The sequence below is a fragment of the Nonomuraea aurantiaca genome (genome assembly GCF_020215705.1).
GTDB lineage: Bacteria > Actinomycetota > Actinomycetes > Streptosporangiales > Streptosporangiaceae > Nonomuraea > Nonomuraea aurantiaca.
Window position 1 is genome coordinate 349,769 of record NZ_JAIWNB010000005.1, and the last position, 12,934, is coordinate 362,702.

Below are 12,934 nucleotides of genomic sequence, written 5' to 3' on the forward strand. Positions count from 1 at the left end.
GATTGTCGCTCACGTGCCTAGGCAGGCAGGGCCGAGGAGCTGCTTGAGGTCGCCCATCAGGGCCGTCGACGGCGCCACCCGGAGCCCGTCGCCGACCCGCATGACCGTCGTCCTGGGCCCGTCGCACACCTGCAGATGCACCTCCGACGTGCCGGGATGCGCGGCCAGGATCTCCTTCAGCCGCCCCACCACCGACGGCGTGCAGCGGGTCAGCGGCAGGCTCACCAGCAGCGGCCCGCCCGGCTCCCGCGATAAGTCGGGCACCGTGACCTCCATCGCGATGATCTTGGCCACGTCCTCCCGCTTGTCGAGGCGCCCTTTGACGAAGACGAGCGCGTCCTCGGCCAGGATCGTCGAGCTCAGCTGGTAGGCCGACGGGAAGATCAGCACCTCGATCGCGCCTTCGAGGTCTTCCAGCTGGGTGAGCACCCAGGTCTCGCCCTTCTTGGTGAGCTTGCGCTGCAGGCCGCTCAGGATGCCGCCGACCGTGACGATCTGCCCGTCGGTGCGGCTGTCGTCCTGGAGCTCTGCGATGGAGCAGTCGGCCCCCGAGGCGAGGACGTGCTCCAGACCGAACAGCGGGTGGTCGGAGACGTACAGGCCGAGCATCTCCCGCTCGAACTGGAGCAGGGTGCGCTTGTCCCACTCCCCCACCGGGATCCGTACGTCGAACGTCTGGTCCTCGACGGCGCCGAACAGGGAGTCCTGGCCGATGGCCTCGTGCTTCTTGATGTCGACGATCGCGTCGACGGCCTGCTCGTGCACCAGGATCAGGCCCTTGCGTACGTGGCCGAGCGAGTCGAAGGCCCCCGCCTTGATCAGCGACTCGATCACCCGCTTGTTGCAGACGGGCGCCGGGACCTTGCGCAGGAAGTCGGTGAAGTCGGCGAAGCGGCCCTTCTGCCCGCGCGCGGCGATGATGCCGTCGACGACGTTGCCGCCCACGTTACGGATCGCCGACAGGCCGAAGCGGATGTCGGCGCCGCGCGGGGTGAAGTCGAAGTCGGAGTCGTTGACGTCGGGCGGGAGCACCTTGATGCCCATGCGGCGGCATTCGTGGAGGTAGAGGGCTGACTTGTCCTTGTCGTCCTTGACGCTCGACAGCAGCGCGGCCATGTAGGCGGCCGGGTGGTTGGCCTTGAGGTAGGCGGTCCAGTAGGCGATGAGACCGTAGGCGGCGGAGTGGGCCTTGTTGAAGGCGTAGTCGGAGAAGGGCAGCAGGATGTCCCACAGCCTCCTGATCGCCGCGGCGGAGTAGCCGTTGGCCCGCATGCCGCTCTCGAAGGACGCGAACTGCTCGGCCAGCTCGGACTTCTTCTTCTTGCCCATCGCCCGGCGCAGCAGGTCGGCCTTGCCGAGCGAGAACCCGGCGACCTTCTGCGCGATGGCCATGACCTGCTCCTGATAGATGATCAGGCCGTAGGTCGTGCCGAGGATGTCGGCCAGCGGCTCCTCCAGCTCGGCGTGGATCGGCGTGATCTCCTGCCGGCCGGTCTTGCGCAGCGCGTAGTTGGTGTGCGAGTCGGCGCCCATCGGGCCGGGGCGGTAGAGCGCGATGAGAGCGGAGCAGTCGTCGAAGCCGTCGGGCTTCATCAGCCGCAGCAGCGAGCGCATGCCGCCACCGTCGAGCTGGAAGACGCCCAGCGTGTCGCCCCGGCCGAGCAGCTCGTAGGTCTTGCGGTCGTCGAGCGGCAGCGTCAGCGGGTCGATCCGCTCACCGGAGGTCGCCTCGATCATCTTGAGGCAGTCGTCCATGATCGTGAGGTTGCGCAGGCCAAGGAAGTCCATCTTCAGCAGGCCGAGCGCCTCGCAGGCCGGATAGTCGAACTGCGTGATGATCGCGCCGTCGGACTCGCGGCGCATGACCGGGACGTGGTCGGTGAGCACCTCGGCCGACATGATGACGCCCGCGGCGTGCACGCCGGTCTGCCTGATCAGGCCCTCCAGGCCTTGGCGAGGTCCATCGCCGCCCTGGCATCGACGTCGTCGGCGTAGAGCCGGCGCAGCTCGCCCGCCTCGGCGAAGCGGGGGTGGCCCTCGTCGAAGATGCCCGCCAGCGGGATGTCCTTGCCCATCACCGCGGGCGGGAACGCCTTGGACACCTTGTCGCCGAGCGCGTAGGGGAAGCCGAGGACGCGGCCCGCGTCCTTGACGGCGGCCTTGGCCTTGATGGTGCCGAACGTGACGATCATGGCGACCTTGTCGGCGCCCCACTTCTCCGTCACGTAGCGGATCACCTCGGCCCGCCTGCGCTCGTCGAAGTCGATGTCGACGTCGGGCATGGAGACGCGCTCGGGGTTGAGGAACCGCTCGAAGATCAGGCCGTGCGGCAGCGGGTCGAGGTCGGTGATGCCCATCGCGTAGGCCACCAGCGAGCCCGCCGCCGAGCCTCGGCCAGGACCGACCCGGATGCCCTGCTCCTTGGCCCACATGATGAAGTCGGCGACCACGAGGAAGTAGCTCGGGAAGCCCATCTGCTCGATGACGCCCATCTCGTAGGCGGCCCGACGGCGATGCTCGTCGTCGAAGCCCGCCGGCCAGCGCCGCTCCATGCCCTCCCAGACCGTCTTGCGGAAGAACTCCCGCTCGGTCGTCCCTTCGGGGACCGGATAGGTGGGCATCAGGTTCTTGAACGCGAAGAACCCGGTCGGATCGACCTTCTCGGCCACCAGCAGCGTGTTGCGGCAGCCCTCGGCCCACAGGTCGGAGGAGTCGACCGCGCGCATCTCGGCGGCGCTCTTGAGGTAGTAGCCGCTGCCGTCGAAGCGCAGCCGGTCGGGGTCGGACAGTTGCTTTCCGGTCTGGACGCACAGCAGGGCGTCGTGGGCGGCGGCGTCGGACGCGTAGGTGTAGTGGGAGTCGTTGGTGACCAGCGGCGGAAGGCCGAGGTCGCGGCTGATGCGGCTCAGCCCGTCGCGGACCCGGCGCTCGATGTCGAGGCCGTGGTCCATGATCTCCAGGAAGAAGTTGTCCCTGCCGAAGATCTCCTGAAATTTCGCGGCGGCGGCGCGCGCCTCGTCGTACTGGCCGAGCCGCAGCCTGGTCTGCACCTCGCCCGACGGGCAGCCGGTGGTGGCCATCAGCCCGGCGGCGTGCTCGGCGAGGATCTCGGCGTCCATCCGCGCCCACTTGCGGACGAAACCCTCGGTGTAGGCGCGCGAGGACAGCCGCATCAGGTTGTGCAGTCCGACCTTGTCGCGCGCCCAGATCGTCATGTGGGTGTAGTGGCCACCCGCGGAGACGTCGTCGCGCCTCTGGTGCGGCTCGCCCCACAGCACCGGCTTCTTGGTGTGGCGCGACTCCGGGGCGAAGTATGCCTCGATCCCGATCACCGGCTTGACGCCCGCCGCGGTGACCCGCCGGTAGAAGTCGTAGGCGCCGTGCAGGTTGCCGTGATCGGTGATCGCGATCGCCGGCATCCCCAGCTCGCCGACCCGACCGACCAGCTGCTCGAGGCGCGCGGCCCCGTCGAGCATCGAGTATTCGGTATGGACATGCAGATGCACGAACGAGTCGCTGGACGACATGGAGCGGCGCCTCCCGTCTGAATCGTGGTCTGCGCTCCGACTCTAGTGGCCGCCACCGACAGTCCTGATGTCGTACGGAACGGGCGTCCTCACCCTGAAGGCAGGTCGCGACGATCACGGGTCGATTAGGCTTCCTGGGGGACTTGTCACCGCTTGGGGGAGGCCGCGCTGAACGGGACGAAAGGGAAGATCGTCCAGGTCGCCGCGGCCGCTCTGCTCGGCGCCGCGCTCGCTCTCGCGGGTGCTCCCCTGGGCCTGTACACCTCACTGGCCTGCGCCACCATCGGCGCGGGCTGTCCCACCGGGGGGCCGCCGCCCGGCCGGCTCCCGGTCCTGACCCGCCTGTCGCCGGTGCAGGCCGCGCAGAGCGGCGCGTACGTGGCGCTCGGCGACTCCTACTCCTCCGGCGAGGGCGTGTACGACCGCGCCGCGCGGCCGGTCAACAGCGGCGCCGACCGTTGCCACCGCTCACCGGGCTCCTACGTCCCGCTCGTCGCGGGCGCCCACCGGTTCGGCGGCGGCAGCGCCTTCTGGGCCTGCAGCGGCGCCACCACCCGCCAGCTCTTCTCCGGCCAGTACGGCCAGCAGCCGCAGATCGAGCGAGTGGGCGCGGCCGCCAGCCTGGTGACGCTCAGCATCGGCGGCAACGACGCCGGGTTCACCAGCGTGCTCACCGGCTGCATCGTCAAGCTGCCCTGGTCCTCGGCGTGCGTCGACCAGCAGTCGGAGGTGGCCAAGCGGATCGCGGGGCTGCGGCCCAGCATGACGAAGGTGCTGCGGGAGCTCAGGAGCCGGGCGCCGAACGCGCGCATCATCGTGCTCGGCTATCCCCGGCCGTTCCCCGCCGCGCCGCCGGACGGGGTCGACAACCTGACCGTCGAGGACCAGCGGTGGCTCAACGGCATGACGCGGCAGCTGAACGACGTCGTGGCGCGGGTGGCCGGGGAGTTCGACCGGGAGATCGTGGCGTTCGGGGGGACGGGGAGCGTCGAGTACGTGGACGCCTATGACGCCTTCGCCGGGCACGAGGTGGGGCGGCCCGACCCGTACGTGAACGGGCTGGCGCTGAACCTGGACGAGTTCGTCGTCAACAGCCGCAGCTTCCACCCGACGGGGGCCGGCTACCGGCGGTTCGCCGAACTGATCAACGCACGGATCGCCGCCGGGCCGGGGCGGCCGATGAACAACTTCCACCTCACGACCCCGAGCGCAGGCGACGGCCGCTTCTAGTGCGTCGCCGCAAGGGTTTCCCCGGGCGTTTCGTCACACGACCGCCTCGGCCCCTGTGACGGCCCGACGTGGCAGAAACCCCTAGGGGCGGACCCTCGCCGGGGGCGCGCAAGGAGACGGCCCCACGTGGCCGAGGCTCCTTCAGAGGGGCGCCCCCTCCGGGCGAGCGGACGAACAGGCACCCGGTGAACGTCTGTTGCCTCTAGGTCGTCGTTTCCGGTCGGGGGCTCCGGCCGTTGGCTGATCGTTCCTCGGCCAGGCTCAGGCCTGCCTCGATGACGGCGTTCATGATGGGGACCAGCCGGGCCTCACCCAGCTCGGGGGCGTGTTCGGCCATCCGGGCGACGAGTGCGCGCTCGCGCGCCATGTCGCGGCCCGCGAAGCCGCCCACCGGCTTGAGGGTCTGGACGATCCCGGCGAGCGCGGCGCGGCGCTCCAGCAGCGTGGCCAGCGCCGCGTCCACCCGGTCGATCGCCTGCCTGCACTTGGGCAGCGTGGCGGGCGTCTCGGGACGGAGCAGCGCTCCGACGAGCGTCACCGCCTCCTCTGCCAGCCGCACATCGGCCTCCCCGTGCTCTTCGGTCCGAAGGGCGTCACCCGTACTCCCAACGGGGCGGCGCACGATCAGGCCGTCCGCGCCCGCCGCCACCGCCGCCGCCGACAGCCCGAGGTCCGCGCTCACGTCGGCGAGCACCGGACGCCCGGACGCCGCCCGCGCGGCCCGCAGCAGCCCCAGGTCCAGCCGTCCCGTCTCGCACAGGATCACCCGGTCGTCGCATTCCAGGGCGCAGTAGTCGGCCAGCCCCAGCCACTCCTCCAGGGTCGCCGACGCCCGGCGTTCGACCACCACCGGCAGGCCCAGCCCGGCCACGGCCCGCACCAGGGGGATGTCGCGCGTCCACGCCGCCCCGATGACCACGCCGTCGGCCGCTTCGGCGATCGCCGGCAGGTCGGCCGCCGAGCCCGGCTCGACCAGCGTCACCCCGTCACGCCAGGCCTCCACCCGGTCCCACCCGATCGCCGCGCCGGACCCGCCAGGCCCGGTGGTCCCACCCAGCCCACCAGGACCGGAGGCCCCGCCGAGCCCGCCAGGCCCGGAGGCCCCGGTTGCCCCGCCCGGCCCGCGCAGGCTGATCCGGCGGTCGATCACCACCGCCGGGCCGTCGCCCACCCGCAGGCCGCCCACGGTCACCACGTGCCGTTCCAAGGTCGATGACATCTCGGCTCCCCACATCGGCCGGCTCCCCTGGAACCGGCGGGAAATCAAAAAGGCAGAGACGATGGCGTCTCTGCCTGTTGCCGACTCCGGGTGGTCGCTAGCCGACCGGCCCTCCCGGAGCCGGCTCGGTAAACGCGTAGCGACAAGTCATGTCTGAACTTTACACCGGCCCTCCACCTGCTGGACTCCCCCTCTCACATAGCGGACTAGCCTTCAGGCGAGTCGCCGTTGATCCCTCGCTATGGGAGTATTTCCTGGCCTAGAGGAGGGTACGAGGCCGTTGATGTCGGATCGCAAGCGGGACGGACGCCGCATCGCCGGTCGTTACCAGCTGCAGGAACCCATCGGCAGGGGTGGCATGGGCATCGTCTGGCGAGCCCATGACGAGCTTCTCGACCGCACGGTCGCGGTCAAGGAGGTCAGATACGCCGCCGCCCTGGGTGACGAGGTGCAGCTGCTGAACCGGCGCACGATGCGTGAGGCGAGGGCAGCGGCCAGGTTCGAGCACCCGAACGTGATCGTCGTACACGACGTGATCGAGGAGGACGGCCGGCCCTGGATCGTCATGCAGCTCGTCCAGTCACGCTCCCTGGGAGCAGTGATCAAGCAGGACGGGCCATTGCCGCCCAAGCGGGTGGCCGAGATCGGCCTGGCCGTGCTCGACGCGCTGCATCGCGCGCACGAGTCCGGCGTCCTGCACCGGGATGTCAAGCCGGAGAACGTACTGCTCGCCGATGACGGCCGGGTGGTGCTCACCGACTTCGGCATCGCGACGCTGGAGACGGAGACGCAGCTCACGGTGACGGGGCTGGCGGGCACTCCGGCGTTCATCGCGCCCGAGCGGCTCAAAGGGCTGCCCGCACGGCGCGAGTCGGACCTGTGGTCGCTCGGCGCGACCCTTTACACGGCGGTGGAAGGCCGCTCGCCCCACGAGCGCGGCATGGCGCTCGCGACCATGCACGCCGTACTGACCGACGAACCGGACCCGGCTCCCCACGCCGGGCCGCTCAGCGAGGTGATCAGCGGCCTGCTGACCAAGGAGCCGGTGCAGCGCCTCGGCTACGAGGAGACCGGCGAGTTGCTGCGGGCCGTCATCACGCAGCAACGGTCACGGAAGTCCTCGATGTCCACGCCCGCGCCGACCGCGGTGATCCCGCCTGCCGTGGACGACACCCCGACCGACCCCAACCTGCTGGCGTCGGTGGCCGCCGACCCACCCGAGACGGGTGTGCGGCTCACCCCGGCGACCGGTGCGCCTCCCGAGGAACCTCTCCAGTCCACCCGGAACGCCGTCCGGCACGACGGCCGGCGGTGGGGTCCGATCGTCGGCGTGATCGTCGCGGTCGTGCTCGTGGCGGGCCTGGGCGGCTATCTCGGCCTGCGCTCGGCCAAGGGCAGCCCGGAGGACGTGACCAAGTCCGCGTCCGTCACGTCTCCGGTCAAGGACTCGGCCAAGCCGCCCGCGGGGACCGCCGAGCCGCCGAAGACCACCCCGAGCAGCGCGGCTCCATCGGCCACGCCGTCCGCCACACCGTCAGTCAGCCCGTCCGCCGCGCCGACGCCGACGTCGACACCCACCAAGACGGCCGCCGCGGTGCCCGACGGCTGGAAGATGTACACGAACAAGAAGCTGAAGTTCTCCGTCGCGCTGCCGAAGGGCTGGACGAGGTACCGGCACAACAGCAACCAGATCGCCTTCCATGGCAAGGGTGCGGGCAGCAACGCGTACATCATGTTCGAGATGACGACGAACCCCGGCAAGGACCCCGTGAAGGACTGGAAGAAGCAGGAGCGGACCGCCAAATACGGGTTCGGCGGCTACAAGAAGATCAGCATCAAGGCGGTCGACTACATGGAGGGCGCCGCGGACTGGGACTTCACCTGGAACACCAACACGGGCCCGACCAGGGTGCGCAACCGCGGCTTCATCGCCAACGGCCGCGGCTACGCGATCTACTGGCACAACCTCAAGAGCAGGTGGAAGAAGGACAAGCACTTCTTCGACACGTTCGCCGCGACCTTCACCCCGGCCAAGTAGGCTTCCCTGCGTGGAAAGGCAGGTCAGCAACCGATATAGGCTCATCGAACCGCTTGGCGAGGGCGGGATGGGCGTGGTATGGCGTGCCTACGACGAGCTGCTCGACCGTACGGTGGCGATCAAGGAGGTCCGCTACACAGGCGTCGGTGAGGACAAGCGGGCCGAGCTCAACCGCAGGACCATCAGGGAGGCCAGGGCGGCGGGCCGCCTCGACCACCCGTCGGTGATCGTCATCCACGACGTCGTCGAGGAGGACGGCCGCCCGTGGATCGTCATGCAGCTGATCCGCTCGCGGTCGCTGGCCGACGTGATCCGCGAGCACGGGCCGCTGCCCGTCGCGCAGGCCGCGATGATCGGCGGCAGGGTGCTCGACGCGCTGCGGGCCGCGCACGCGACCGGGGTACTGCACCGCGACGTGAAGCCCGAGAACGTGCTGCTCGCCGACGACGGCCGGGTGGTGCTCACCGACTTCGGCATCGCCTCGCTGGAGGCCGAGGCCGGTCTGACCGCCACAGGGGGCCTGGTGGGCACGCCCGCCTACATGCCGCCCGAACGTCTCAACGGCGAGCCCGCCCGGCCCGAGTCCGACCTGTGGTCGCTGGGCGCGACGCTGTACGCGGCCGTCGAGGGTGCGCCGCCGTTCAAGCGGGACTCGTGGGCGGCGACGGTCGCGGCGGTGCTGCGCGATCTGCCGGGGCAGCCGGTCAGGGCGGGCGTGCTCGGCCCGGTGATCATGGGCCTGCTGCACCGGGACCCGGCCGCGAGGATGTCCGCCGACGAAGCCGCCCACCTGCTGCGGGCCGCCGCCGCCGAGCCCATCATGCACGGATATGTCGGGCATCCCACTCCTCAGCCCGGCGGGTTCGGGCCCGCGAGGACCGTGGCCGTGCGGCCCCGGCGGCGCGGGTGGCTGATGGCCGTGCCCGCGGTCGTGATCGCCGTCGCGGCGCTGGGCACGGGCGGCTGGTACGTCATCACCTCCCAGCGATCCCCTGTCGGCACGTCCACCCCGACCCCTACCTTGAGCCCCGCCCCCACCTCGACCTCCAGCGGGACGACGAGCCCCTCCCCCACCCGCACCCCCGAGCCGTCCGCGACCCCCACCGCGGCGCGCCTGCCCGACGGCTGGCGCCGGCTCGTCAACTCCACCGGGCGCTTCTCGATCGGCCTCCCCGAGGGCTGGCAGGCCAAGAAGAACCCCACCAGGGACAGCATCACCATCACCGGCCCCGGCACACCGGGCCAGATGATCGTCGAGTGGACCGTCCCCGAGAAGCCCCTGGCCGACCCCGAGCGCCGCTGGGCGGAGCTGGAGAAGGAGATCCAGGCCAAGGGGGAGTTCGAACGCTACCGGCGGATCGGCATCCGGGCCACGACCTACCTCGGCCGGCCGGCCGCCGACTGGGAGTTCACCAGGATGCGCGGCAGCCTGCTGATCCACGTGATCAACCGCGGCTTCCGCACCGCCGACGGCCGCCACTTCGCCCTCTACTGGGACACGGCCGACTCATGGTGGGACCAGGACCGGCACTACTTCGACGAGTTCGTCAAGACGTTCAGGCCCCGATGAACGACCCGGTGGACGAGGTGGCGAAGGAGCGGGCGCGCTTCTGGCGCCACCCGGCGCTGCCCCAGCTGGACCTGCTCAAGGCCCGCTACGTCACCCACCGCTTCACCCGGCACGTGCACGACGGCTACGCCATCGGGCTCATCCTCGACGGCGTGGAGGAGTTCGACTACCGCGGCGACCTGCACCGGGCCGGTGCGGGCGAGGTGGTGCTGGTCAACCCGGAGGCGGTGCACACCGGCCAGGCGGGCGTGGCGGGCGGCTGGTCGTACCGGATGCTCTACCCCTCGGTGGAGACGCTCTCGGAGCTCGCGGCCGAGCTCGGCCTGCCGTACGCCACGCCGTTCTTCCCCGAGCAGGTGGTGCGGGACCAGGCGGTCGCGGCGCTGCTCGGCCGGGCGCACCTGGCCGCCGAGCGCGGTGACGCGCTGGCCGCCTCGTCGCTGATGCGCGGCTTCTTCGCCCGCCTGCTGATCCGGCACGCCACGCCGCGCCCGTCCGCCGTCCTGCCCGCCGAGGGCGGACGGGCGGTCGCCGAGGCGCTGGACGTCCTGCACGGGAGCCTGGTGGACCCGCCGTCCCTGGACGATCTCGCGCAGGCCGTCGGGGCGCGGCCGTTCCCGCTGCTGCGCGCGTTCAAGGCCGCGACCGGCCTGCCGCCCCACGCCTATCTGATCTCCATGCGGATCCAGCGGGCCCGCCGGCTCCTGGACTCGGGTGTACGGCCGGCGCAGGTGGCCGCCGAGGTGGGCTTCACCGACCAGGCCCACCTGAACCGGCACTTCAAACGCATCGTGGGCGTGCCACCCGCGGCCTACCAACGGTCAGCAGGAACGTACAAGACTGGCGATTTCCACTTCACCTAGCCTCAAGTTCTATGGGACAGACAACACACCGTTCCGCCGCGATACGGGACGGTCTTGGCGTGGGCCTGGCCGTGGGGCTGTCCGGGCTCGCCTTCGGCGCCGCGGCGATCACCGCGGGCCTCGGCGTGGCGCAGGCGTGCGTGCTGAGCCTGCTGGCGTTCACCGGCGCCTCGCAGTTCGCGCTGGCCGGGGCGGTGGGCGCGGGCGGCGACCTGGTGGCGGCCGCCGCCGGCGCGCTGCTGCTGGGCGGCCGCAACACCCTGTACGGGCTGCGCCTGGCCGACCTGCTCCGGGTACGCGGCCCGCGCCGGCTGCTCGCCGCGCAGGGCGTGATCGACGAGACCACCGCCGTCACGCTCGCCCAGCCCTCACCCGAGGCGGCCCGCACCGCGTTCGTGACCACCTTCACCAGCCTGTACGTCACCTGGAACCTCACCACGCTGGCCGGAGCGCTCGGCACGTCGTTTCTCGGCGATCCGGGCATGCTGGGGCTGGACGCGGTCGGCCCGGCCACCTTCCTGGCCATTCTGTGGCCGCGCCTGGCGGGCAGCGCCCAGCTCAGGTGGCTGGCGGTGGCCGGCGCGGCGGTCGCGCTCTGCGCCACGCCGTTCTTCCCGCCGGGCGTGCCGGTGCTGCTGTCGGCGGTCGTCGTGCTGGCGGTGCTGGTCCGATGACACTGTGGTGGGCGATCGCGGCCGTGTGCGCCGGATGTTACGTCCTCAAGCTGGCCGGGCTGGCGGCACCGCGCCGGGTGCTCGACCACCCCCGGGTCCGCCGCTTCGCCGAGCTCGTGCCCGTGGCGCTGCTGGCCGCCCTCATCGCGGTGCAGATGTTCACCGAACACGGCGAGCTCCACTTCGACCCCGCCCGCGCGGCGGGACTGGGCGCGGCCGTGGTCGCACTCCTGCTACGCGCCCCATTCTTGGTGATTCTGGCGACAGCAGCCACAGTGACCGCGCTTGTCCGGGTTTTTATCGGGTAGGCGGCGGAGCATGTCCGATTCTGCGCTGCTGGTCGGCGGACGTTACCGACTGATCAGGACCATCGGCCAGGGTGGGATGGGAACCGTCTGGCAGGCCCACGACGAAGTACTCGGCCGAGATGTGGCGGTCAAAGAGATCCATCCCCCTCCTGACCTGACCGACCCCGAGCGAGATGTCTTCTCCGTGCGTACCTTCCGCGAGGCCAGAGCCGCGGGGCGGGTGGCGCATCCCGGCGTCGCCGCCGTCTACGACGTGCTCGAAGAGCACGGCCATCCGTGGATCGTCATGCAGCTCATCCACTCGCGCACCCTCGGCGAGCTGGTGCGCGATGACGGCCCGATGGCACCGGCCGAGGCCGCCGACATCGGGCTGCAGTTACTGGAGGCGCTGCGGGCCGCGCACGCCGCCGGTGTGCTGCACCGCGATGTCAAACCGGACAACGTGCTGCTCACCCCGGACGGCCGGGCGGTGCTCACCGACTTCGGCATCGCCACCACCGAAGGCGAGGCACCCGTCACCAGGACCGGGGTGCTGCTCGGCACGCCCGCGTTCATGGCGCCGGAGCGGGCGTCCGGCGGCGAGGCCCGGATCGCCTCGGACCTGTGGGCGCTGGGCGCGACGCTGTACTACGCCGTCGAGGGACAGTCGCCGTTCCAGCGCCCCCACGCGCTGGCCACGCTGGGCGCGGTGCTGCACTCCGAGCCCGCCCCGATGGCCCGCGCGGGCATGCTGGCCCCGGTCATCCTCGGGCTGCTGCGCAAGGACCCGGCCGAGCGGATGACGCTGGACGAGGCCGAGCACCGGATCCACCGGCTGCTGATCGGCGGCTCTCCGGAGGAGACCGCGCCGGTGTACGTCCCGACGCCGCCCACGGTGCCCAAAGGGGCCCCGATGCCGGAAACGGGGGCGATGGCCGTGCCCGCAGCCATGGCAGGGCCGGGGGCCATGGTCGCGCCCGACGCGGTGGCCGAGCCGGACGCGGTCGCTGAAGCGGCCCCGGCGCGACACGCGAGACGTCGCAGGCCGCCGCTCACCGCCGTCGCGGCCTGCACGCTGGCCCTCGTCGTCCTGACCGCGGGCGCTGCGTGGTGGACGAACCGGCAGTCCCAAGCCCGCCCGCCGGTGACGACGGTCCCGGCCGTGGTGCGTACGACCAATGTCCGCCCGTCGGGCCCGACCCCCTCGGCGACGCCGACGCCCACGCAGACGCGCACCCGGACACAGGAGCCGACCACCGACCAGAACCAGGTACGGCAGAGCACCCCGCCCTCCAGCGACCGGACCGGCAAGCCCACCCCGGCCCCGACCGGCACGCCGACGAAGAGGAAGGAGGAGCCGGCGAAGAAGAAGGAGCCGACCAAGCAGCCGACGAAGAAGCCCTCGGCCACACCCACCAAGAGCAAGACCCCCAAGAAGAGCACCAAGACCTCGGCGAAGGCCAGCGAGGAGCCCGCCGAGCCCGTCGACGTCCCTCCGGCTGACAACGCCGAGTAGGGCGCGGACA

The 12,934-nt window shown here is 71.3% G+C and carries 8 protein-coding genes and 1 pseudogene; 7 read left to right on the forward strand and 2 right to left on the reverse strand.

Annotated features, from left to right (window positions below; translation table 11 throughout):
• Positions 1 to 9 precede the first annotated feature (9 nt).
• Positions 10 to 3,527, reverse strand: a pseudogene (dnaE, locus tag LDL49_RS15690) (DNA polymerase III subunit alpha).
• Between the two features lie 153 nt (positions 3,528 to 3,680).
• Between dnaE and LDL49_RS15695 the strand changes: the two are divergent.
• Complete coding sequence (locus LDL49_RS15695; RefSeq protein ID WP_225291764.1) at positions 3,681 to 4,757, forward strand: SGNH/GDSL hydrolase family protein; 1,077 nt, start codon at positions 3,681 to 3,683, stop codon at positions 4,755 to 4,757.
• A 202-nt stretch (positions 4,758 to 4,959) separates the two neighbouring features.
• Here LDL49_RS15695 and LDL49_RS58380 read toward each other — a convergent pair whose 3' ends face one another.
• A complete protein-coding gene (locus LDL49_RS58380; RefSeq protein ID WP_308016125.1) occupies positions 4,960 to 5,976 on the reverse strand; it encodes a chorismate mutase in 1,017 nt (338 codons plus the stop codon).
• Between the two features lie 283 nt (positions 5,977 to 6,259).
• Between LDL49_RS58380 and LDL49_RS15705 the strand changes: the two genes are divergently transcribed.
• The 6 genes from LDL49_RS15705 to LDL49_RS15730 are packed head-to-tail and all read left to right on the forward strand — an operon-like array spanning position 6,260 to position 12,924.
• Positions 6,260 to 8,014, forward strand: coding sequence for a serine/threonine-protein kinase (locus tag LDL49_RS15705; protein WP_225291765.1), 1,755 nt, complete (start codon positions 6,260 to 6,262; stop codon positions 8,012 to 8,014).
• 10 nt (positions 8,015 to 8,024) lie between these two features.
• Positions 8,025 to 9,584: a serine/threonine-protein kinase gene (locus LDL49_RS15710; protein WP_225291766.1), complete on the forward strand. Its 1,560-nt coding sequence runs from the start codon at positions 8,025 to 8,027 to the stop codon at positions 9,582 to 9,584.
• The gene (locus LDL49_RS15715) at positions 9,581 to 10,447 is read left to right on the forward strand and encodes an AraC family transcriptional regulator (protein WP_225291767.1); all 867 of its coding nucleotides are present in this window, start codon (positions 9,581 to 9,583) and stop codon (positions 10,445 to 10,447) included. The genes LDL49_RS15710 and LDL49_RS15715 overlap by 4 nt, the downstream gene beginning before the upstream one ends.
• Positions 10,448 to 10,458: 11 nt before the next feature.
• The gene (locus LDL49_RS15720; protein WP_225291768.1) at positions 10,459 to 11,121 is read left to right on the forward strand and encodes an AzlC family ABC transporter permease; all 663 of its coding nucleotides are present in this window, start codon (positions 10,459 to 10,461) and stop codon (positions 11,119 to 11,121) included.
• Positions 11,118 to 11,429 (forward strand): AzlD domain-containing protein, encoded by a 312-nt coding sequence (locus LDL49_RS15725; protein ID WP_225291769.1) that lies wholly within the window; start codon positions 11,118 to 11,120, stop codon positions 11,427 to 11,429. The genes LDL49_RS15720 and LDL49_RS15725 overlap by 4 nt, the downstream gene beginning before the upstream one ends.
• 10 nt (positions 11,430 to 11,439) lie before the next feature.
• Positions 11,440 to 12,924 carry a serine/threonine-protein kinase gene (locus tag LDL49_RS15730; RefSeq protein WP_225291770.1) on the forward strand — a complete coding sequence of 495 codons (1,485 nt, stop codon included), beginning with the start codon at positions 11,440 to 11,442 and terminating at the stop codon, positions 12,922 to 12,924.
• Positions 12,925 to 12,934 lie beyond the last annotated feature (10 nt).

What these genes read in the sequence shown, in the direction of transcription:
- LDL49_RS58380 (WP_308016125.1), bottom strand. Translation starts at nt 5,976, where the DNA reads ATGTCATCGACCTTGGAACGGCACGTGGTGACCGTGGGCGGCCTGCGG.
- LDL49_RS15705 (WP_225291765.1), top strand. Translation starts at nt 6,260, where the DNA reads ATGTCGGATCGCAAGCGGGACGGACGCCGCATCGCCGGTCGTTACCAG.
- LDL49_RS15715 (WP_225291767.1), top strand. Translation starts at nt 9,581, where the DNA reads ATGAACGACCCGGTGGACGAGGTGGCGAAGGAGCGGGCGCGCTTCTGG.
- LDL49_RS15720 (WP_225291768.1), top strand. Translation starts at nt 10,459, where the DNA reads ATGGGACAGACAACACACCGTTCCGCCGCGATACGGGACGGTCTTGGC.
- LDL49_RS15725 (WP_225291769.1), top strand. Translation starts at nt 11,118, where the DNA reads ATGACACTGTGGTGGGCGATCGCGGCCGTGTGCGCCGGATGTTACGTC.
- LDL49_RS15730 (WP_225291770.1), top strand. Translation starts at nt 11,440, where the DNA reads ATGTCCGATTCTGCGCTGCTGGTCGGCGGACGTTACCGACTGATCAGG.